The 21946-nt window shown below is 63.5% G+C and carries 15 protein-coding genes and 1 pseudogene; 8 read left to right on the top strand and 8 right to left on the bottom strand.

Annotation, left to right across the window (positions count from 1 at the left end; genetic code table 11):
- The first annotated feature begins 40 nt into the window (after positions 1-40).
- Positions 41-1414, top strand: a complete 1374-nt coding sequence (gene gltX / locus ACVWWD_RS22450) for a glutamate--tRNA ligase (RefSeq protein WP_352549861.1) — start codon at positions 41-43, stop codon at positions 1412-1414.
- On the opposite strand, the gene ACVWWD_RS22445 is transcribed toward gltX, so the two are convergent.
- The 5 genes from ACVWWD_RS22445 to ACVWWD_RS22425 form a co-directional block, all read right to left on the bottom strand.
- Positions 1332-2534 carry a DUF2865 domain-containing protein gene (locus ACVWWD_RS22445; protein ID WP_457103386.1) on the bottom strand — a complete coding sequence of 401 codons (1203 nt, stop codon included), beginning with the start codon at positions 2532-2534 and terminating at the stop codon, positions 1332-1334. The genes gltX and ACVWWD_RS22445 overlap by 83 nt on opposite strands.
- A gap of 141 nt (positions 2535-2675) precedes the next feature.
- The gene (locus ACVWWD_RS22440; RefSeq protein WP_457103641.1) at positions 2676-3149 is read right to left on the bottom strand and encodes an outer membrane protein; all 474 of its coding nucleotides are present in this window, start codon (positions 3147-3149) and stop codon (positions 2676-2678) included.
- A gap of 72 nt (positions 3150-3221) precedes the next feature.
- On the bottom strand, positions 3222-3353 hold the full coding sequence (locus tag ACVWWD_RS22435) for a hypothetical protein (protein ID WP_352549865.1): 132 nt from the start codon (positions 3351-3353) through the stop codon (positions 3222-3224).
- A gap of 189 nt (positions 3354-3542) precedes the next feature.
- The gene (locus tag ACVWWD_RS22430) at positions 3543-5867 is read right to left on the bottom strand and encodes an NADP-dependent malic enzyme (protein WP_352565267.1); all 2325 of its coding nucleotides are present in this window, start codon (positions 5865-5867) and stop codon (positions 3543-3545) included.
- Between the two features lie 175 nt (positions 5868-6042).
- Positions 6043-6822: an SDR family oxidoreductase gene (locus ACVWWD_RS22425; RefSeq protein WP_023770092.1), complete on the bottom strand. Its 780-nt coding sequence runs from the start codon at positions 6820-6822 to the stop codon at positions 6043-6045.
- Positions 6823-6975: 153 nt separating this feature from the next.
- On the opposite strand from ACVWWD_RS22425, the gene ACVWWD_RS22420 reads away from it, so the two are divergent.
- Positions 6976-7758, top strand: coding sequence for a UDP-2,3-diacylglucosamine diphosphatase (locus ACVWWD_RS22420; RefSeq protein WP_032922358.1), 783 nt, complete (start codon positions 6976-6978; stop codon positions 7756-7758).
- A gap of 130 nt (positions 7759-7888) precedes the next feature.
- The gene (locus ACVWWD_RS22415) at positions 7889-9103 is read left to right on the top strand and encodes an MFS transporter (RefSeq protein ID WP_023783272.1); all 1215 of its coding nucleotides are present in this window, start codon (positions 7889-7891) and stop codon (positions 9101-9103) included.
- On the opposite strand, the gene dgcA is transcribed toward ACVWWD_RS22415, so the two are convergent.
- Positions 9074-10057, bottom strand: a complete 984-nt coding sequence (gene dgcA, locus ACVWWD_RS22410) for an N-acetyl-D-Glu racemase DgcA (protein ID WP_023770095.1) — start codon at positions 10055-10057, stop codon at positions 9074-9076. The two genes, ACVWWD_RS22415 and dgcA, sit on opposite strands and share 30 nt — an antisense overlap.
- A 77-nt stretch (positions 10058-10134) precedes the next feature.
- Between dgcA and ACVWWD_RS22405 the strand changes: the two genes are divergently transcribed.
- The 4 genes from ACVWWD_RS22405 to ACVWWD_RS22390 all read left to right on the top strand — a co-directional run bounded on the left by ACVWWD_RS22405 (position 10135) and on the right by ACVWWD_RS22390 (position 14212).
- Positions 10135-11322 (top strand): ABC transporter permease, encoded by a 1188-nt coding sequence (locus ACVWWD_RS22405; protein WP_023770096.1) that lies wholly within the window; start codon positions 10135-10137, stop codon positions 11320-11322.
- A 4-nt stretch (positions 11323-11326) separates the two neighbouring features.
- Positions 11327-12136 carry an ABC transporter ATP-binding protein gene (locus tag ACVWWD_RS22400; RefSeq protein ID WP_023783273.1) on the top strand — a complete coding sequence of 270 codons (810 nt, stop codon included), beginning with the start codon at positions 11327-11329 and terminating at the stop codon, positions 12134-12136.
- Positions 12137-12150: 14 nt separating this feature from the next.
- Positions 12151-13524: an MlaD family protein gene (locus tag ACVWWD_RS22395; RefSeq protein ID WP_023770098.1), complete on the top strand. Its 1374-nt coding sequence runs from the start codon at positions 12151-12153 to the stop codon at positions 13522-13524.
- A 109-nt stretch (positions 13525-13633) separates the two neighbouring features.
- Positions 13634-14212 carry an ABC-type transport auxiliary lipoprotein family protein gene (locus tag ACVWWD_RS22390; RefSeq protein ID WP_023770099.1) on the top strand — a complete coding sequence of 193 codons (579 nt, stop codon included), beginning with the start codon at positions 13634-13636 and terminating at the stop codon, positions 14210-14212.
- A gap of 37 nt (positions 14213-14249) precedes the next feature.
- On the opposite strand, the pseudogene ACVWWD_RS22385 reads toward ACVWWD_RS22390, so the two are convergent.
- Both ACVWWD_RS22385 and ACVWWD_RS22380 read right to left on the bottom strand, forming a co-directional pair.
- Positions 14250-14868 (bottom strand): annotated as a pseudogene (locus ACVWWD_RS22385) (exonuclease).
- Positions 14869-14993: 125 nt separating this feature from the next.
- On the bottom strand, positions 14994-21260 hold the full coding sequence (locus ACVWWD_RS22380) for a kinesin (RefSeq protein WP_457103385.1): 6267 nt from the start codon (positions 21258-21260) through the stop codon (positions 14994-14996).
- Positions 21261-21534: 274 nt separating this feature from the next.
- Here ACVWWD_RS22380 and ACVWWD_RS22375 point away from each other — a divergent pair, with 274 nt between their 5' ends.
- Positions 21535-21903, top strand: a complete 369-nt coding sequence (locus ACVWWD_RS22375) for an Hpt domain-containing protein (protein WP_352551644.1) — start codon at positions 21535-21537, stop codon at positions 21901-21903.
- Positions 21904-21946 lie beyond the last annotated feature (43 nt).

Raw genomic sequence — 21946 nt, 5'->3', positions numbered from 1 at the left:
GCATCTTGTCAATCACAAAGGCATCCGGTACGCCCCGCTTATGACAGTTACCGTTCGTTTCGCCCCGTCACCGACCGGCCGCATCCACATCGGCAATGCGCGCACCGCTCTGTTCAACTGGCTGTTTGCCCTCAACAACAAGGGCCGCTTCATCCAGCGCTTCGACGACACCGACACCGCCCGCTCGAAGCAGGAATTCGCCGACGCCATCCTTTACGACTTGCACTGGCTGGGCATTTTCCCAGATGCCACCGAGTATCAGTCGCGGCGCTTCGAAATCTATGACGCGGCGGTGGAGCGGCTGAAGGCGGCGGGTGTTCTTTATGCCTGCTACGAAACGCCGGAAGAACTCGATCTCAGGCGCAAGGTGCGCCGCACGCGAGGCCTGCCGCCGGTCTATGGCCGCGAGGCATTGGCGCTGACGACAGAGCAGGTGGCCGAATATCAGGCCGATGGGCGCCGGCCCCACTGGCGTTTCCTGCTGCCCAATTTCTCTGGCGATCCGCTGCAGCCGGAGCGCACCGAGATCCGCTGGGACGATTTGGTGCGTGGCGAGGAGACGGTGGATCTGGCCTCGCTGTCCGATCCGGTGCTGGTGCGTGAGGACGGCACTTATCTCTACACGCTGCCCTCCGTCGTCGACGACATCGAGATGGGTGTCAGCCATGTCATCCGCGGCGACGATCATGTCACGAACACCGGCGTGCAAATCGCCCTGTTCAAGGCGCTGGGTGCCGAGCCGCCCGTCTTCGGCCACCACAATCTCCTGACCACCGTCTCGGGCGAGGGGCTGTCGAAGCGCACCGGCGCACTTTCCATCGAGAGCCTGCGCGATGACGGCATCGAGCCGATGGCCGTCGCTTCGCTGGCCGTACTGGTCGGCACATCCGAGAATGTCGCGGCCGCGCATGACCTGACCGAACTCGCCAGCCATTTCGACCCGGCCGCGACCTCGAAATCGTCGTCCAAGTTCGATCCGGCCGAACTGTTCGTGCTCAACCGGGTGCTGCTGCATAATATGCCGTTCGACGAGGCGCGGGACCGGCTGATGGTGCTAGGTATTGCCGGTGAGCAGGCCGAACCATTCTGGCTGGCGGTGCGCGGCAATCTCGACCGGCTTGCGGATGCGGGTGCATGGTGGCGCGTCCTGCGCGAAGGGCCGCGGGAGAAGCCCGACTTTTCCGACGACGACCGCGATTTTCTTCACCAGGCGCTCGATCTCCTGCCTGAGGAGCCGTGGAACGGGACGATCTGGAAGGATTGGACCGGCAAGATCAGGGAAGCGACCGGCCGCAAGGGCAAGGCGCTGTTCATGCCGCTCAGGCTTGCCCTTACTGGACTGCCTTCGGGGCCGGAGCTTGCAGATCTATTGCCCCTGATGGGTCGGGAAGGAACGTTGGCCCGACGACCCTGACCTTGCGCTGGTCCGGAGGCACGGCCGAAACGGGCGATGTCACAGGCTTGGCCGAGAGGCGCTTGATGGCCTCACGGTCGAGCCCGCCGTCCCTATTGGCCAGGGTCTCGGGGTCGGCACCCGGATCGGGCTTTAAGGCCGGTACCGGAACGAGCGGCGCCGTTTCCGGTTCGGGCTGTGACTGTTGTGGGCTTGGCGAGTTGCCGCCAATGATCTGGAAATTCTGAGCGGCGTTGCAGCCGCAAGCGGGCGGGCGCGACATGTTGGGTTGCTTGTAGAGATAGGCGGTCGGCAATTCGCCGTAGGGCCTGCCGGTGACCGATGACAGCATCGATGCCGAATCATCGTCCATGGCGCGCGAATAGAAGACCTGCATCTCGGTGCCGGGACAGGCCGATTCGCAATTCTTCTGGTCGCGCTCGAAATCGCCGGGCGAGGCGGCGTTCGACATCGGGAAGAAATAGCCGTCGCAGGTGCGCACGCAACTGGTGTGGAACTCGCCGCCACTGCCCGGAGCGTCTGGAGCGCCGGGCAGGTTCAGGACGCGGCCGACATTGCGTTCCTCGCCGGGAGCGTCCGGCTGGTCCAATGTATCGACCTGGCGGTTGTCGCCGCCGAAAAGCTGGTCGAAGAGATTCGCATTGCCTCCATCTTCACGATTCGCCTCCAGCGGAGGCGCGCGGCGGGGGGACACCGCATCGTCACGGCAGTCATTGGCATCGAGCGCCGCCAGGATACGGCCCCGGTCGCGGTGTGGGCCGCTGCCGGCTAGTTGGGCGCGCTTGGCCTGCAGACTGTCGAGATTGGCGGTCATGCGCTCAATGGTGGCGTTCAGCCCGGCACACTGGTTGATGTTGCGCGAAAACAACGAGAACCCGCAGCCGGCGCTGCTCGCCTGACCGCGAGCTTTCGAGATCTGTTGGCGCTGCCTTTCGATCGCGGCATCGTATTTCCGGACCATTGCCGGGCCACCGCCACCGCCGCGTGAGGTCGCGGCGAGCTCGGCCTCCAGTTGACGGCAGACCCGCGAAGCGGCCTGGGGCTCGCTGACCACCACGCCGGACAGCAGGAGGCCAAGCAGCACGGCAGCATGCGCCTGCTTCAAACCTCCGCTCGCCATCCGCCTCGATCCCGCTTGCCTGTGGTCGCCAAGGCTACCCCGTTCGCGGTTAATCGTCCATTTCGGAAGTTGCTTGGTTGCCGGCCGAAAAGCCACGCGCATTCGATGTACCCATCAGTCTGGCAATGGCCGGGTGGGCCATCAGAACTTGTAGTTCATCCCGATCCTGACGGTACTGAACGTGTTGTCGAAAGTCGTGCTGGAGTTCGGCGCGTAGTTGATCGTCTGATCCCGCAGGTCGACATATCGATATTCGGCATTTGCCGACCAGTGATCGGTGATTGCCTGCTCCAGCCCCGCGCCAATCGTCCAACAAATTTTGGGGTTCTTTTCGGAATAGCTGTCGGCGGGGCCATCGAGATACCGGTTCTCGACACCCCCGATAGCGAGGCCGCCGGTCCCGTAGACAAGAGTGCTGCCGAACGCATAGCCAGCCCTGGCGAGGATCGACCTGAACCAATCCACCTTGGTATCGTAGACATCGCCTCCGCCGACATTGACCTCGTCGGAATGCCCCTTGACATCGGCGCCCGAAATATCGGACTCGATCCCCAGAACCGTGGAATTGACCTGGTAATTGTAGCCGATCTGGACACCGCCCAGAAAGCCGTCGATGTCGTAGTCCTGCGTGCCCGGTACCGCTAGCGTGTTGGGCAGGTTGTAGGTCGCGTCGGTTTTGCCGAACCCCTAGCCAAGATGCTCGCCGACATAGACGCCGGGCCAGTCATGCGCGGCCGGCCCCAGCCAGATGGCGTCGGCGGCAAACGCCTGTCCGCCAACCACAATCAGCATTGCCGATGCGAGCAACAGGGCTCTCATGACATTTTCACCGCCCAATCAGACGGCGTGACCATATCAAATTGACCCGGTCCGAGAAATCCGCATTCGTCCGATGCCGGATTCTCGGTTAAGAGTTGTCGGCTCGCAACACTCGATCCGCGAATGTGGTGTGTCGCGTCGCCACCATGCCTCAATCGGGGCCGGATCAATCCGATCGCGACCGCCGGTTCAGTCCAGATTGGCGATCGCCTGTGCCTTATGCGCGGCTTCGACCACCGCCAGCGCGGTCATATTTACGACGCCGCGCGAGGTCACCGAGGGTGTCAATATGTGCGCCGGCTTGTCGGTGCCGAGAAGGATGGGGCCGACATGCAAGGCATCCATCATGGCCCGCAGCGCCGTCAGCGTGATGTTGGCCGAGTCGAGGTTCGGGAACACCAGGAGATTGGCTTCGCCCTTCAGGCGCGAATGCGGATAGACGCGCTGGCGCAGATGCTCCGACAAAGCGGAATCGGCGTGCATTTCGCCGTCGCACTGCAGCTCCGGCGCGATGCGCGCCAGAATGGCCGCTGCCTGACGCATCTTCAGCGCGCTCGGCGAATCGCGCGAGCCGAAATCCGAATGCGACAAGAGTGCCGCCTTCGGCTCGATGCCGAAACGCTGGATTTCTTCCGCCGCCAGCACGGTCATCTCGGCGATCTCGTCGGCCGTCGGGTCGACGGAGACGTGGGTGTCGGTGAGAAAGATGATGCCGCGTTGCGAGATCAGCATGGATAGCGTCGACAGGTCCCGGTCCTTGATGCCGGTGCGCGGCCCTATGATCAGCGTCACATTGCGCAGATGCCGCTCGAAACGGCCTTCTAGGCCGCAGACCATGGCGTCGGCATCGCCGCGCTTCAGCGCAAGTGCCGCGATCACCGTGTTGTCGGTGCGCACCATGGTGCGCGCGGCCTCCGTCGTCACGCCGCGGCGGCCGGCGAGTTCGATCAGGAGGTCGACATAGTGGCGGTAGCGCGGATCGTCCTCCGGGTTGATCAGGCCGAAATCGACCCCGGGCTTGATGCGCAGGCCATAACGCTTCAGCCTGACCTCGACGACGTGCGGCCGGCCGATCAGGATCGGTTCGGCGATGCCCTCCTCAAGCACAACCTGGGCGGCACGCAGCACGCGCTCGTCCTCGCCGTCGGCGTAGATGACGCGCTTGGCGCTGGAGGCCTTGGCGGAGGAGAACACCGGCTTCATCACCAGGCCGGAGCGGAAGACGAAGCGGTTGAGCTTGTCGATATAGGCGGCGAAGTCGGTGATCGGCCGTGTCGCCACACCGGTGTCGCAGGCTGCCTTGGCCACCGCCGGCGCAATGCGCAGGATGAGGCGCGGATCGAAGGGCGAGGGGATCAGGAATTCGGGGCCAAAGACCGGCGTCTCGCTGGAATAGGCGCGCGCGGCGACATCGGAAGGCTCTTCGCGGGCAAGGGCGGCAATGGCCCGCACCGCCGCCATCTTCATCTCCTCGTTGATGGCGCTGGCGCCGCAGTCGAGCGCACCCCTGAAGATGTAGGGGAAGCAAAGCACGTTGTTGACCTGATTGGGAAAATCGGACCGTCCGGTGCAGATCATGGCGTCCGGACGGGCCGCGCGCGCCACTTCCGGCATGATCTCCGGATTTGGATTGGCCAGCGCCAGGATCAGCGGCTTCGGTGCCATGTGTTGCAGCAGGTCCGGCTTCAGCACGCCGGCGGCGGAGAGACCGAGGAAAACATCGGCGCCCGCCATGACGTCGGCCAGCGTGCGCGCGTCGGTGTCCTTCACATAAGGGTCTTTCCAACGATCCATCTCGTCGACACGGCCCTTGTAGGCGACGCCGAACCGGTCGGTGACCCAGATGTTCTCGACGCGCACGCCGAGGGAAACGAGAAGATTGAGACAGGCAAGCGCGGCAGCACCCGCGCCGGAGGTGACGACCTTGATGTCCGAGATGGTCTTGCCGGCGAACTCCAGCCCGTTGAGCACCGCGGCGGCAACGATGATGGCTGTGCCGTGCTGGTCGTCATGGAAAACCGGTATGCTCATGCGAGCCTTCAGGCGTTCCTCGACCTCGAAACACTCCGGCGCCTTGATGTCCTCGAGGTTGATGCCGCCGAAGGTCGGCTCCAGAGCGGCGATGGTCTCGACCATGCGCTCGATTTCCGGCGCGTCGATCTCGATGTCGAAGACGTCGATGCCGGCGAACTTCTTGAACAGGACCGCCTTGCCCTCCATCACCGGCTTGGAGGCGAGCGGCCCGATATTGCCGAGGCCGAGCACGGCCGAGCCGTTCGATACGACACCGACCAGGTTGGCGCGCGCCGTGTAGTCGGCGGCGGTCGCCGGATTGTCGCGGATTTCGAGGCAAGGGGCGGCGACGCCGGGCGAATAAGCGAGCGCCAGGTCGCGCTGGTTGCCAAGCGGCTTGGTCGCCTGGATCTCGAGCTTTCCCGGCGTCGGGTGCTTGTGGAAATAAAGCGCGGCTTCGTCGAGGTCCGAACGTGCCGTTTTCTTGTTCTCGCCTTCCATGCGGCCGCTCCTCGAAACCTGCTTCGGGAGTCCTTTTAGCATGAGGCCAAGGTTTTTCGCGACGCTAATTGACGCGCCGGCAGCTTTAAGCGCCAGCGCGTCAAAAGTCATTAAATGTCAGGCACTTACGGCGGTTACATGCCGGGTGTTTCGCACCGCTTTGCCGACATCCTGGTCAGAAAGCACTGACGTAGAGACCGCCATCGACGGGTATGTTCTGCCCGGTCAGATAGCCGGCATGGACCGAGCAGAGAAAGGCGCAGATCTGGCCGAATTCCTCCGGCGTGCCGAGCCGTTTGGCCGGCACGTCGGCACTGATGCGGGTCTTGCGCGCCGCGGCCGCCTTGGGATCCTCTGGCGTGCCAGCCTCATGCGGGCCGCGCAGTCGGTCGGTGTCGAGCTTGCCGGGCAAGAGACTGTTGATGGTCACGTTGCGCTCGATCACCGTGCGCGCCACACCGGCGAGAAACGAGGTCAGTCCGGCGCGCGCGCCCGATGACAGGTCAAGGCCGGGTATGGGGACATAGACCGATAGCGAGGTGATGTTGACGATGCGCCCGAAGCCGCGCGCAGCCATGCCGTCAATGACCGCCTGCACCAGTTCGATCGGCGTCACCATGTTCTGGGTCACGCCTTCAAGGATTTTTCCGCGATCGAGTTCGCGGAAATCGCGCAATGGCGGTCCGCCATTGTTGTTGACGAGGATGTCGGGTTCCGGACAGGCGGCGAGCAGCGCTTTCTGTATCTCCGGCTTCGAAACGTCGCCGACGACTTCCGTCACCGTCACGCCATGGCGCTGGCGCAGGTCCGCGGCGGTTTTCGCGACCAGCTCCGGATTGCGGCCATTGACGACGATGTCGCAGCCCGCCTCGGCCAGCGCCATGGCGCAGCCACGGCCAAGCCCCTTGCTCGAAGCGCAGACGATGGCCTTCTTCCCGCGGATACCGAGATCCATGACGATTTTCTCCTTTGATTTGCGCGGCAGGCTAGCGCCAGCGCTGGACCAATCGCAACCGTCATACGGTTGTTGCATGAATCGGAGCATAGGCTGCTCGAAAGCAAGGGTGAATCCGCGATGTCAGTCCAAGAGCCCCGCACTTTCCGCAGCATGTTCATTTCCGATGTCCATCTGGGATCGAAGGCGGCGAAGGCCGATTTCCTGATCGACTTCCTGCGCTACCACGATGCCGACATCATCTATCTGGTGGGCGATATCGTCGACGGCTGGCGCCTGCGGCGCAGCTGGCACTGGCCGCAAAGCCATAATGACGTCGTGCAGAAACTGCTGCGCAAGGCGCGCAAGGGCGCCTCGATCACGTATATCGCCGGCAATCACGACGAATTCGCCCGCCAGTTCCAGGGCGTGCATTTCGGCGGCATCGTCGTTGCCGACCGCGCCATCCACGAAACCGCCGATGGCCGGCGGCTGCTGGTCATCCATGGCGACCAGTTCGATACCGTCGTCCACAACCAGCGCTGGCTCGCCTATCTCGGCGACCATGCCTACGACGCCGCCATGCAGGTCAACCGGGTGATCACGCGGTTGCGCCAGCTGCTCGGCCTGCCTTACTGGTCGTTTTCGTCCTGGGCCAAGGTCAAGGTCAAGAAGGCGGTGAACTTCATCGGCTCGTTCCAGACAGTGCTCAGCGAGGAAGCGCGACGCTCGCATGTCGACGGCGTCATCTGCGGGCACATCCACCATGCCGCCATCGAAAGCTACGGCGATGTGCAATATATCAACACCGGTGACTGGGTAGAGAGCTGCACCGCCGTGGTCGAGCATTTCGACGGCCGCATGGAAATCCTGACCTGGGCGCATGTGTTGCCTGAAGCGCTTGACGAGCCCTTCATCCCGATGCTGATCGAGGACAGGGTGGTGCAGGCGGCCTGAAGCCGAAGCCGGCCCCGCGATTTCTGGTGTTAATCGAATGGTCCAGCCGGTTTCCTCCGGTTTTTCCTCATGTTAAGGATCGGCTTGCGCTGCTCTCCGGTCGTTGAGCGCAGCGTCATTGGATCGATTCATGCCGCTGCCACCGCTTTCGCCCGAACAACTCGTGAAGCCGAGCCGTTTTGAACTGCGCATGAGCCTGATCTTCGGCACGTTGTTCATATCGCTTGGCACCCATTTGCCCTATTTCCCGCTTTGGTTGCAGGCCAAGGGGTTTCATGCCGAGCAGATCGCCGTCATCCTGGCGGCGCCGATGTTCCTGCGCGTAATAACGACGCCGCTGCTGACGACACTTGCCGATCGAGCCAGGGACCGTGCCGATGTCTATGTCGTGCTCGTCGCCGCATCGCTGCTGCTGTCCGCGGGATACTTCCTGACCCCGACATACGCGACGGTGCTGGCGGTGTCGCTGGTGCTGACCATTGTCTGGACGCCACATTCGCCGATCGCCGATTCGCTGGCGCTTTCGGGCGTGCGCCGCTTCGGGGCCAATTATGCGAGCATGCGCAAATGGGGGTCGATCTGTTATCTCCTGGCCAATGTCGCGGGCGGCTTCATCCTGGCGGCCAGCGGCCCTGGAGCCGTCCCGGTGATCATAGTCCTTGCCCTTGGCGCGGCACTGATCGCAGGCCTGCTGGCACCGCGCATGGGACGGCCGCGAAAAGCCTCGCCGCTGTCGGCAGTGGAAATCCAGCACGCGGCGCCAAGCCTGTTCAACGCTTATTTCCTCTCCTTCACCCTTGGCGTCGGCATCATTACAGCCAGCCACGCCTTCCTCTACGGTTTCGTTTCCATCTATTGGAAATCGATCGGCATCAGCGATTCCGTTGTCGGCCTCCTGTGGGCGTGGGGCGTGGTGTCGGAAGTCTGCATGTTTCTGTTTTTCAACCGCATTTTCGCCTCCGTGTCCGTTGTCAAGGTGATGGTGATTGCCGGCATCGGCTCCGTTGCTCGCTGGATCATCTTTCCACTGATATGGCCGCTCGGCCTCGGCATCGCCGGCTTCTTTGCCGTGCAGTCGCTGCATTCGGTGTCTGTCGCAATGGTGCTGATCGGCCTGCAGAAAATGATCGGCGAGACCGTCCCCGAAGAGCGCACGGGTGCCGCGCAAGGCATCGCCTATTTCTTCAACGGCTTCTTCATGGCCGCCGTTACACTTGTTTCGGGCCCGCTCTATGACCGTCTCGGCGTGGATGGTTTCCTGGCGATGATCCCGATCGCGATTGTGGGCCTTATGCTGATCGGGCTTGCCGCGCGCTCAGCCCCACAGAGCCCGGTCCGGGGGTGAGACGAGCGATCCCTGGTAAACGAGACCCGGCACACGATCCCGGGCAAGCAGCAGCGGGCCGTCGAGGTCGACGAAATCCGCTCCTTGCGCGAGCAGCACCGCCGGCGCCATTGCCAGCGACGTGCCGACCATGCAGCCGACCATGATGCCAAAACCCAGCTCACGGGCGCGGTCGCGCAAGGTGAGCGCCGCCGTCAGCCCGCCGGACTTGTCGAGCTTGATGTTGACTGCGTCGTAGAGGCCGACAAGCGCCTCGAGGTTCCCTGCTTCATGGACGCTCTCGTCAGCGCAGATCGGCACCGGATGGGCTATATGGCGCAGGATGCCGTCACGGCCCGCCGGCAGCGGCTGCTCGATCAGGGCGATGTCTTGCTTCGCGGCAAAAGCGAGATTCGCGACTATGTTTTCGTCGGTCCAGCCTTCATTCGCATCGAGGATCAATCGGCTCCCTGGAGCCGCCTGCCTCACCGCCTGGATGCGGGCGACATCATTGTCGCCGCCGATCTTGACCTTCAGCAGCGGCCTGCCGGCATTGGCGCGGGCCTGCGCCGCCATCGTCTCCGGTTCGCCGAGCGACAGCGTGTAGGCGGTTTCGAGCTGACGCAACGGGGCCGGCCAGATCGTGTTCGCCACCGGATTGCCGTTGATCTTGGCTTCAAGGTCCCACAGGGCACAGTCTATGGCGTTACGCGCCGCTCCGGCAGGCATTGCGTCGAGCAGGGCTGCGCGGTCCATCCCGCCGGCGATCCGGTCGCGCATCGCCGCGATCGCGCCGCTCACACCGTCCATGGTCTCGCCATACCGCTTGTAGGGTACGCATTCGCCGCGACCGACATGGCCGTTTTGCCTGATCGTGCAGGTGATGACCTCGGCCTCTGTCTTGGAGCCGCGCGAAATGGTGAAGGTCCCGGCGATTGGAAAACGCTCGGCCTCGACCGAAATGACACGCGCCATATTTTTCTGCTCCGGCTATGCGAGAAGGGTTGTCGGCAAATCGACAAGGTCGGACCCATCAGGCTAAACAGGACGCCATGTTGACCATCGGCAAACGCGACGCAAGCGGCACGACCGCCTCGGGGGCTGACCACGACCCGCGCGTCGCGGTCGGCGAGGAGGATGGGGTCCTCGGCTGTGCGTTCTCCGGCATCTGGACGACGCGGACGGTGGCGCTCATCGACGCCGAGATGCGCAAGATCGAGAAACGAAGCGGTTTCAAGATGTTGGCGCTCGACCTTTCGAAAATCGAGAAGATCGACACCGCTGGCGCCTGGCTGATCGACCGGCTGGTCAGCGTCTTCGAGAAGAAGAATGTCGAGGTAAGGCTGCAAGGCCAAAGTGACGTCGCTTCCATCCTGCTCGAAGCGGTGAGCGAAGCCGTCCGGCGCGAACCCGAAGTCGGACCGGCGCGACCGCCCAACATTGTCATTCGGGCACTGGAGGCGGTGGGCCGCCGCGTCTACGAGATGCGCGACGATTTCCTCGCCTCGATGAACATATTGGGCGCCACCATCCGCGGCGCGCAGATGAAGCTCGGCCGTGGCCATGCCGTGAACCCGGCGGCGATCTTCAACCAGATCGATCGCATGGGCGTCGGCGCTATCCCCGTGGTCGTGCTGATGTCGGCGATCGTCGGCGCCATCGTGGCCCAGCAGGGTGCGTATCAGCTCAGCTATTTCGGCGCCGACATCTTCGTCGTCGACCTGGTCGGCGTGCTGATCCTGCGCGAACTCGGCGTGCTGATGACGGCAATCATGATCGCCGGCCGCTCCGGCAGCGCGATCACCGCCGAAATCGGCTCGATGAAGATGCGCGAGGAGGTCGACGCGCTGAAGGTCATCGGCCTCAATCCGATCGGCGTCCTGGTTTTTCCACGTCTGGTTGCCTTGGTGATCGCCTTGCCCTGCCTGACGATCATCGCCAATTTCGCCGCGCTCGGCGGCGGCATCATCGCCGCATGGCTCTACTCCGATATCCCCCCCGCTGCCTTCATCGACCGGTTGCGTGTCGCAATCGATCTCAGCACGATTTTCGCCGGGCTGATCAAGGCGCCGTTCATGGCCATGATCATCGGCACGATCGCGTCAGTCGAGGGCATGAAGGTCGGCGGCAGTGCCGAATCGCTCGGGCAGCACGTGACCGCTTCTGTGGTGAAGTCGATCTTCGTCGTCATCATTCTCGACGGACTTTTCGCCATGTTCTACGCAGCGATCCAGTTCTAGTAACATGGCAAAGGGAAACGGAATCACGACTGAGGCGCCGGACGAGAGCGAAATCGTGCTTTCGGTGCACGATGTCACCGTTGCCATCGACGACAAGCTGATCCTCGACAAACTGTCGCTCGACATCAAGCGCGGCGAGATACTGGGGTTCGTCGGTGCCTCGGGCGCCGGCAAGTCCGTGCTGTTGCGAACGATTCTCGGACTGATGCCCAAGCAGTCGGGAACAATCAAACTGTTTGGCGTCGACGTCGACAAGGCAAGCGATCTCGAGCGGCTGCGCATCGACATGCGTCTTGGCGTTCTGTTCCAGCATGGGGCGCTGTTTTCGGCGCTGACCGTGATGGAGAACGTGCAGGTGCCGATGCGCGAATATCTCGATCTGCCAAGAAAGCTGATGGACGAGTTGGCGCTGCTGAAAATCGAGCTGGTCGGACTGCCGCCGGATGCGGCGCAGAAGTTTCCCTCCGAGCTCTCCGGCGGTATGATCAAGCGTGCGGCACTTGCCCGCGCCCTGGCGCTCGACCCCGACATCGTTTTTCTCGACGAGCCGACGTCAGGCCTCGATCCGATCAGCGCGGCCGAGTTCGACGAACTTGTCGTCAAGCTGCGCGACACCATGGATCTGACCGTCTACATGGTGACTCACGACCTCGACACGCTGTTTACCGCCTGCGACCACGTGGCGGTGCTCGGCAAGAAAAAGGTGCTGGTCGAAGGCACGATCGACGACATGCTGAAGAGCGAGGAGCCGTGGGTAAAATCCTATTTCCGCGGAAAACGAGCACGGCAACTTGATCTTGCCGCACGTGCATAGCCATAAGTGAAGCAATGGAAACTAGAGCCAACTACGTCATTGTCGGCATTTTCACGCTGGTTGCGATCCTGGCGGCGTTCGGCTTCGTCTATTGGACGGCCGCGATCGGCGATAGGGGCGAGACGACGCTGCTGCGGGTGCGCATTCCGGGCTCGGCCTCTGGTCTCGGCCGCGGCAGCTTCGTGCTGTTCAACGGCGTCAAGGTCGGCGACGTCAAGCGCGTCTATATCGACGTCGACAATCCGACTGTCGCCATCGCCGACACCGAGATCGACCGGATGACGCCCATCACCAAGTCGACGCAGGCCGATATCGGCCTCGCCGGCCTCACCGGGCAGGCCAATATCGAGCTCAAGGGCGCCGACCCCAAGGAAGTCAAGCTGCTCGATCAGGCCGAGAAGGACGGCAAGGTCGCCGAGATCGTCGCCAATCCTTCTGCCGTGACCAATCTGCTGCAGACGGCGCAAAACATCTTCACCCGCGCCGACAAGGTGCTGACGGAACTCGAAGGCTTTACCAAGGATGTGCGCGGGCCGCTGACGCAGACCGTGCAGAACGTGCAGACGTTTTCCGACGCATTGGCCAGGAATTCCGATGGCATTGACAAATTCCTGTCCGCCGTCAGCGCGTTGTCCGATGAGCTGAAGGGCGTTTCAGGCAAGCTCGACGGCACGTTGAAAGCAGCGGAAGGCCTGCTCAATGCCGTCGACAAGGACAAGATCAAGAGCATCGTTGCCAATGTCGATGCCGTGACGGGCAATCTCAAGCAAACGTCGCAGCAGCTGGACGGTGTAATCAGGAACGTCGATACGGCAGTGGGATCGGTCAACGATTTCGCCAAGCAGACTCAAGGCACGCTGGCCAAGGTCGATGGCGTGCTCGACGGCATCGATCCGGCGCAGGTGCGCCAAGCGCTCGCCAACATCCAGAAGGCCAGCGACAGCGCCAACAAGGCGGCTGCCGATATCGCGGAGGTGACCGGCAAGATCGCCAATCGGGCTGACGACATCGACCAGACGATCAAGGACGCCAGGCAGCTGGCGCAACGGCTCAACGACGCCTCGGTGCGGGTCGACGGCATTCTCGCCAAGGTCGACAAGCTGCTCGGCTCGGGCCAGGCCGACGGCGTGATGGCCGACGCCAGGGATACGCTGAAATCGTTCAAGCAGGTTGCCGATACGCTGAATGCCCGGCTTGGGGTCATCACCGACAATCTGGCGCGCTTCTCGGGCCAGGGGCTACAGAATGTCGAGGCGCTGGTGCAGGATAGCCGCCGCTCGATCAACCGCATCGAGGAGGCGGTGACGGATCTCAGCCGCAATCCGCAGCGCATCCTTTCGGGTGGCGACGGCGAGGTTCGGCAGTTCGATGGCAGGGCGCGGCGTTGACTTCGGCATCGGCCCGCCGCAAGAACAGTGCTCGTGAATGCGGGTTGATCGTGCGATCAGGGGATAACGGGGCTCACGCGTGAGATTGAGTAGGCTTGGAACGAGCGGGTTGAAATCGGCTGCGGCGCTGCTTGTCCTGGCGGTTGCCGGCTGCGCGGCGCTCGGCGGCAAGCCGGCACCGCTCGACACGTTCGAATTGTCGGCACCGTCGGTCGACGCGCATGGCCATAGCCGAAAGCAAATCCTGATCGCCCAGCCTTCGGCACTGAAGGCGCTGGACAGCCAGAACATCGTCATCAAACCCTCCGACGGCTCGATCCAATATCTGAAGGGCGCGCAGTGGGCCGACCGGCTGCCGCTGATCGTGCAGGCGCGGCTGGCCGAGACGTTCCAGCGCTCGGGCAGCTTTGCCGGCGTCGGCAAGCCGGGCGAGGGGCTGGCGATCGACTATCAGGTGATCGTCGAGGTTCGCTCCTTCGAAGTGCGCGTCAACGGCGGTGAACATGCCGAGGTCGACTTGTTCGTGCGCTTGCTCAACGACCGCAACGGCGAAGTGAAGGCTTCCAAGAGCTTCACTGCATCGGCACCCGTTTCGGGCAGCGGCAACCCGGCCTATGTCAGCGCGCTCGACGCGGCCTTCGGCGATGCGGCCCAGCAGATCGTTCGCTGGACCGATTCGGTGATCTGAGCGCCAGGCGCGCAGGGCTACCACCAACGCTTCCGGTTTATGGACGGCCGAAGGTCTCCGGCCGCAGCTTTCCAGTCTTCATCAGGTGCTGCAGGGTGTAGGTCACGGACAGCGCATCGTCGAGCGCGTCATGTCCCTGCACTGGCGGATGTTCGACGCCGTAATAATCCGCAAGTTTGTTGCTCGGTGTCCTTGCCAGGTCCTCGATCGGCATGCCGGCCGCGATCAGCAGCTTGACGGCATTGTCGAACCGGGTGGCCGGGATAGGCGGCCTGATGCCGGCGACATAGCAACTGATGGCGATCATGTTCAGTTCGTCCTTGCCCCAGGACCACAGCCGCGCTCCGGCGGAAAACTGATCGACGCCGGCCAGGGCCTCCCTCCTTCAGCGCAACGCCCTCGGCCTCGGTGATTTCTTCGGTGATGCCGGTCAGTCCAATGAAGAACGGATCGAGCGTGTACCGCTCGCCAAACCGGTCGACCGGTCTGATATAGGCTTTGTGCGTGCCCAGCACGGGGAAGTCACCTTCGAGGCCGAGCCTTGCCGCGCCGATCCGCGCGATGATCGGATCGGGATCGTGGGCCGCGCACCAGAATCGGCGTTGTGACCCCTCAAGGCAGAGAAACTCGCAGTCGAATATGATTGCCGTCTTCACAACTCAGGATCCGGTTCCGGAAAGCGAGATCAAACCCGGATGCGTCTCCGGGTGGCAAAGTCAGTTCCTTCAAGAAAAAGGCGGGAGACAAGCCCCCGCCTTGTTCGATTTGGCTTGTCGACCGCCTAATGCAGGCGGCCGCTGGCATGGGCCAGCATGGTGTAGACCTTGCCGGTGTCCGACGTGAGATAGGTCTGGGCCATGATGTTGTCGCGGTCGTTGCGCGAGACATCCTTGAGCAGCTTCTCGAAATCGTCGCAATAGCGGTCGACGGCGGTGCGGAATTCGGCCTCCGCCTGGTACTTGCGGCGGATTTCGTCGAACGTCTGCTGGCCCTTGAGCGTGTAGAGCCTGCGCGTGAACACGTCACGCTCGCCGCGCCGGTAGCGGTTCCACAGCTCGATCGAGGCATCGTGGTCGATGGCCCGCGCGATATCGACGGACAGCGAGTTCAGCGATTCCACGACATGCTGCGGTGAACGCTGGGCAGGGGCCGCGCGCGGGGCTTCCGCTGGCGCCTGGGGAGCCGCCGGCCTGAGCTCGGCATCGTTCGACGCGGCGGTCAAGAGATCGCGCACCCAGCCGCCTTGCGGCGCGCGAGCTGTGGCGTCGGTTGCACGCTGGCGCGGTGCTGCCTCAGCCGGGCGCTCCAGATCGAGGGTGCCGCGCAGTCCCGAGCCGCCCAGCGGCGCCTGTGGCGGGCGCAGGTCCGCCTGCGGTGCCGGAGCGCGGCGAGGCGGCTCGGCGGCGCGCGCCGCCGGCGCCTGCGGCGCAGGACGCAAGGGGCGCGGTTCTGAAGAGTCGCCGCCACGACCGGACTTCGCCACGATGTCCGAAAGCTCCTTCAAGGCGTTGATCTGCTCGGAAACGGCGCGGCGGATGGCCGATGTCGACTCCTTTGCCTCTTCGGGCATCTCGATGACGCCCTTCTTGAGTTCGGCGCGGGTGAGGTCGAGTTCACTCTTGATCGAGCCCGCGGTGCGCCGCATCTCCTCGGTCGCATCGGCGAAGCGCTTGGTTGCCGAATCGACGACGTCGGTGATGGCGTTGCGGATCTTGTCGGCGGACTCCATCGTCTTGCCCTCGGCGTTCTGCAGGGTCTGGCCGACGAGATTTTCGAACGAGCGCATGACCCTTTCGAGATCTTCCGACTTCTTGACCAGGCCGACGGCGAGGTCCTCAAGTGAGGACTGCCTTTCCAGCGTGTGTTCGAGGTTGCTCTGGGCCGAGCTCAACAGGTCCGAGGCGCTAGCCAGCAAGCGGCTGTGTTCATCGAACTTGGTTGCGATCGAGGCGACTTCGCGCAAGGTCGACGACGACAGTTCCGTCAGTCTCGTCGTGTTCGAATCGACCAGACGCGCCGAGCTGGCAAAGGTCTGCGCCGCCTTTTCGGTTGTCGCCGCGAAGCTTTGCGTGCTGCCGGTCAGACGTTCGTCGACCTCGCCGAGGTTGACCGCGGCCTGTTCGATCAGCTGACCAAGCTGCGAGCTGGACTTGGTCATACGGCCGATCAGATCGGCGACGCTGTCGGACAGCGACGAGCGGGCGCCTTCGACCGCCGACAAGGTCTCGGCGGTGCGGCTGGCCAGTGCGTTGACCAGGGCTGCATTTTCGCTGCGCAGCTTCTCGGTCGCGCGCTCCGTGACCTCTTCCATGCTCTTTTGCAATTCCGAGCCGCCCTGGGCGAAGCGCTCGACCAAAGGCCGCGCGGTTTCGTCGAGGATCTTCGACATCTCGGCCGACCGCGCCGCGAGCATGGTGTTGAGCTCGCGGGTGTTGGCGCCAATCGTCTTGGCCGCGTCGTTGGTGCTCTGGCCGATATGTTGTCCGACCGCGGTGAAGGTTTCCGCGATCACATTGGCACGCGATACGAGCTGTGCCTCGGCACTCGACACCTGCTCGTTGAGCTTCTGGCCCATGGTTTCGGCGGTGTAGGCGAGCCGGTTTTCGACCCCAGCGATCTGTTCTTCGACACGGGCGGCCGCTGCCGCCGCGCTCGATGCAAGACGCTCGTCGGCGCCGGCAAGCGCCTGCTCGATTTCGCGGGCGTGCACGGCCAGCTCCTGGCCGGTCTGGCGGGCGCGATCGGCGACCCGCTGCTCGGTGCTTGCAAAGGCGCCGACAATGGTCTGCGCATGCTCGCCGATCGTCGAGGTGCTGTCGGCGATACGCGAAACCAGGCGCTGGTCGGCGTCGTCGAAGATGCGGGCGATTTCGGATGCCCGGCTGGACAGCGCGCCCGAACCCTCGGCGATGCGCGAGACCAAATGCTGGTCGGCGGCATCGAAAATACGACCGAGGTCCGACGCGCGGGCGGCGAGCGCCTCGGCGGATTCGCCGATGCGCATGCCGAGCCGCTGGTCGGCGCTTTCGAAGTTCCGCAGGATGTCGCCGGCGCGGGCGGCCAGCGACTGCGCCGTTTCCACCGCACGGGCGACCAGCTTCTGGTCGGCCGCGTCGAACGTCCCGGCAATCTCGCTTGCGCGGGCAGCCAGCTGATCGGCGGTTTCCTGGGCACGGGCGGCGAGCTTCTGGTCGGCCATGTCGAAGGTGCCGGCAATCTCGCCGGCGCGGGCAGCGAGCTGATCGGCGGTTTCGTGGGCACGGGCCAGCAGCGAGCTGGAGGTGTCATCGGCGCGGGCGAGCAGGGCGTTCGAAGTATCCTCCGCACGGGCGTGGAGGCGACGATCGGCCTCCTCGAAGGTGCGGGCGATGTCTTCGGCCCGGGCCAGCAGGGCGGCGGACGTCTGCTCGGCGCGCTCGGCGATCTTGCGATCGGCGTCGCTGAAGGCCGCACCGGCCTGTTCGTGCAGCGTGCTGGTGACTTCCAGCACCTTTTCGCGCAATGCGCCGGCGACGAAGACAGCGCTCTTCTCGAGCACGTTACGGACGTTGTCGACCCCAGTCGAGAGCGCGCGCTCCATGGTGCCGGCGCGTTCCTCGATGATGCCAGTCTGGCGGCTGAACGCCTGCTCGATCTTGTCGACATCGGCGGCGATCGCGGCGGAAATGTCCGTGCTCCTGGCCGCGATCTGGTCGATGTGGCCGGACAGCGAACGATCGACGTCCTTGCGGCTCTCGGCGAGCTTGCCGAGGTCATCTTCCAGCGCGCGGCTGAGCATGTCGCGGCCTTCGGACAACTTGCCGACATGTCCGGCGATGATATCGTCGATATCGCCGCGGCTTTCGGTCAGCTTCTGCAGGTCAGCTTCGAGAGCGCGCTTGAGAATGTCGCGGCCTTCGGCGAGCTTCTCGACCTGGCCGGCGACCAGACCGTCGATGCTGGAGCGGCTTTCGGCCAGCTTGGCAAGATCTGCCTCCAGCGCGCGCTTGAGGACATCGCGGCCTTCGGCAAGCTTCTCAACCTGGCCGGCGACAAGACCGTCGATGCTGGAGCGGCTCTCGGCCAGCTTGGCAAGATCGTCTTCGAGAGCTTTCGACAAGGTCGAACGCTCCTGCACAAGCCGTTCCGCGTGATTGTTGACGTGGCTGCCGACAGTCTCGAGGTCGGCCTCAAGCGCCTTCGACAGTGTCGAACGCTCTTGGGCAAGTCGGTCCGAGTGGCTGTTGACAAGGCTGTTGACGGTTTCGAGATCGGCCTCCAGCGCGCGGGCGAACTGGGCGCGGTCGTCGACCAGTTTCTGGGACTGATCGGCAACGGTGTTTCTGACGGTGCCGAGGTCGGCTTCCAATGCGCGGCGCAGGATGTCGCGGCCCTCGGCGAGCTTCTCGACCTGGCCGGCGACCAGGCCGTCGATGCCGGAGCGGCTTTCGGCCAGCTTGGCGAGATCGTCCTCCAGCGCCTTCGACAAGGTCGAGCGATCCTGAACCAGCCTGTTCATGTGGTCGGCGATGACGCTGTTCACATTCTGCAGATCGGCTTCCAGAACACGTGAGAGCTGCCCGCGATCCTCGGCCAGTCTGTCCGACTGGCTCGATATGACGTTCTTGATCGTATTGAGGTCGGATTCCAGCGCACGCTTGAGGATGTCGCGGCCCTCGGCGAGCTTCTCGACCTGGCCGGCGACCAGACCGTCGATGCTGGAGCGGCTCTCGGCCAGCTTGGCGAGGTCGGCTTCGAGCGTCTGCGACAGCAGGCCGCGGTCTTCCGCCAGGCGCCCGGAATGGCTGTCGATCAGGCCACGTATCCCCGACAGGTCGCTTTCGAGCGAACGGCCGAGCTGCGTGCGGTCTTCGGCCAGTTTCGCCGAATGCGCCTCGATGAGGTTCTTGATACCGGCAATGTCGTTTTCGAGCGCCTTGGCGAGCACCGCGCGGCCCTCGGCGATTTTCTCGACCTGGCCGGCGACAAGGCCGTCTATGTCGGCGCGGCTGTCGGACAATTTGCCGAGATCGGCCTCCAAGGCGCGCGACAAAATGTTGCGGCCTTCGGCCAGTTTTCCAACATGCCCGGCCACCATTTCATCAATGATGGTACGAGCTTGCACCAATTTTCCGGAGTCTTCGTTGAGAGCCAGTGAGAGCCGGTTGCGGCCTTCCTCCAGCCTTTCGAGGTGGCTGCCGAGCGACGCATCGATGGCGGCACGCGATTCGTTGACCTTGCGCAGGTCTTCTTCAAGCGCACGGGCTATCAGGCCGCGGCCTTCGGCCAGCCTCTGTACCTGATTGGTCACCGCCGCATCGATGCCGGCGCGGCCTTCGTCGAATTTCTCCAGGTCCGCCTGCATGGCTGCCGCCATGCGCTCACGGCTCTCGGAGAGCTTGCGGCTATGGTTTTCGACGGCTTCCTCGATACCGACGCGCGCGTCGGCAAGCCGCTGGATGTCGGCGTCAAAGGAGCGCGACACGACGTGGCGGGCTGCCTCCATGCGGCCGGCGAAATCGCTGGCGCGCGCTTCGAGCATGGAAGAGGTCGAGGTGACGATGTCGGCCATGTCGGCGCCGATCTGGGTCTTGCCCTGATCGATCATGGCCGACAGCGTGTCCTTGCTCTCGGCGAAGGTGTGGGCGATTTCACGCGCGCGCTCGACCAGCGTTTCGTTGATCTGGCGGGCGCGGGCTTCCAGCGCGGCATTGAGCTTCTGGGTGCCGGTGTCCAGCGCTTCCGCGCGGGTCTGAAATTCGCTGATCAGCGCTTGGCCGCGTTCGGCCAAGGTGCGCTCGATGCCGTTGAGGCTGGCCTCGAACTCGGAATTGAGGGTGCGCGCGGCGCCGCCGAGCAGCGACACCATGCCGGTGGTGCGATCGTCGAGCAGGTCCGTCAACGAACGGGTCAAGCCGTCCGTGGTGTCCGTCAGCTTGGCGATACGGGTGTCGAGCAGGCTGGCGAAAGCCTCGCCGGAGGTCGAAAGCCGGTCGGTAATGTTGTCGAGCCGGCCTTCCACCGAATCGAAGATCGACATCGAGCTTTCGTTGATGCGGTCGATCAGCGTGTCGCCGGAATTGGTGATCGTCATCGACAGTTTGGTCGACGCATTGAGGATGCTGTCACGGATGATGTCGCTTGCCGCGCCGATTTCATCGCGCAGGGTCTCGTGCGCACCGGAGATCGAGGCGCGGACGCGTTCGGCATGGGTGACCACCGCTTCGCGTTCGCTGCCCAATCCGTCGACCAGCGACCTTATGCGGGTTTCGTTTTCCGAATAGGAACGCTCGATCTGGTTGACCTCGCTGTGGACCAGCGTTTCCAGTTCGACGGCACGGGCAAGGGTGCGTTCGATGCCTTCGCCCATCGCAGCCACCTCGCGGCGGACGGCCTGGCCGATCATCATGACGCGATCCTGGGCCATGTTTTGCGGCTCGGTCAGGCGGAAGGCCACTTCCGTCATCGATTGCGCGGCGATGCGCATGTCCTGAGCGCGGCGAATCATCGTTGCGAAGGCCCAGAACAGGATGACAGGCACGATAGCCGCGACGGCAAGGCCGATCAGTTCGGGGCGGGCAAAGAACTGGTCCAGCGTGCGGATCCGCCAGATGCTCGGTCCAAAAAGCAGGTTCGCCAGTCCGCCGGCGCCCGCGATCCAGGCGAGCGAGACAAAGGCGATGACCCAGTAAATGGTGTTGGAGGCGCGCCTGTTCAGGCTGTGCAGAAGGGTCTTGTAATCTTTCTGACGATCGTCGTTGGCTGGCGCGAAGCCGGCGGGCTGGCCACCATTGCGCGTCTCGACCGGGCGAAGTTCGGCCGGCTTGGGCGTTGGAGCGGGCTTCGCGGCCTGGGGCTGATTGACGACTGGCGCCGGCTGCTGATTGCGTCCCTCGCGCGCCAGTTCGTCGGCGGCCTGTGATATCTGCGCTTCCAGATCTTCCATCGAAGCCGCGATATCGAGGTCGCCGCTATCGGTATCGCCGCTCAGGTCGAGATCGAGCGCTTTTTCGAGTTCCCTGGCTACGTCGCTGTCGAGAGTTCTGGTGGTCGTTGGTTTCTTCGCCATGCCTTCGCTACCCTGTACTAGCTGCCGCGGGGGCTTATGATTCTGTTTGTCTTACCCCCGCGCAGGAGGCTGAAAATGGACCCTCGTATCGTAATGACACAGGGGGGTAAAGAAAACATGCATTCCGCGGGATACGTAAAACTTTAAATATAAGGTTAACGGAAGCGTGATTTGGGCGCCGCTTTCGCAACATTTTTCCCGGCCATTCATTAACCCGTTGTCCACTGGATTCGCCTAGGTTTTCAGGCGACCGAAGAAAATGGAGTTCGAGTTCATGCGTGGCGAAAGCGGCATTGCCTTCTCGATGCCGGGGGGCGACGTATCGGGAACGAGGCAGTCCCGACCGGTCGATTTGGCACACCTTGCCCGGCAAACGATGGGCGACCGCGCCCTCGAGCAAGAGGTGCTGGCGCTGTTTGTACAGCAGGCACTGTCGGTACGCGACAAAATAGTCGATGCCGACATCAAGGACCGGCTCCTGCTGGCTCATGGTTTGAAAGGGTCGGCCCGCGGCGTGGGTGCCTTCGCCATCGCCGATTGCGTCACCGATATCGAGCATCGCCCGGAGGACGCCCAGACGCTCAAGCGGCTCGGCCGGCTGATCGAAGAAGTGCGCGACTTCATCGCCGCCATCAATCGCTGATCCAGGTTGCGACAAAAACGTCACGGAGCGCCGCTTTCGCACG

The organism is Mesorhizobium sp. URHB0026, assembly GCF_054059755.1.
This window is presented reverse-complemented; position numbering and strand designations above follow the sequence as displayed.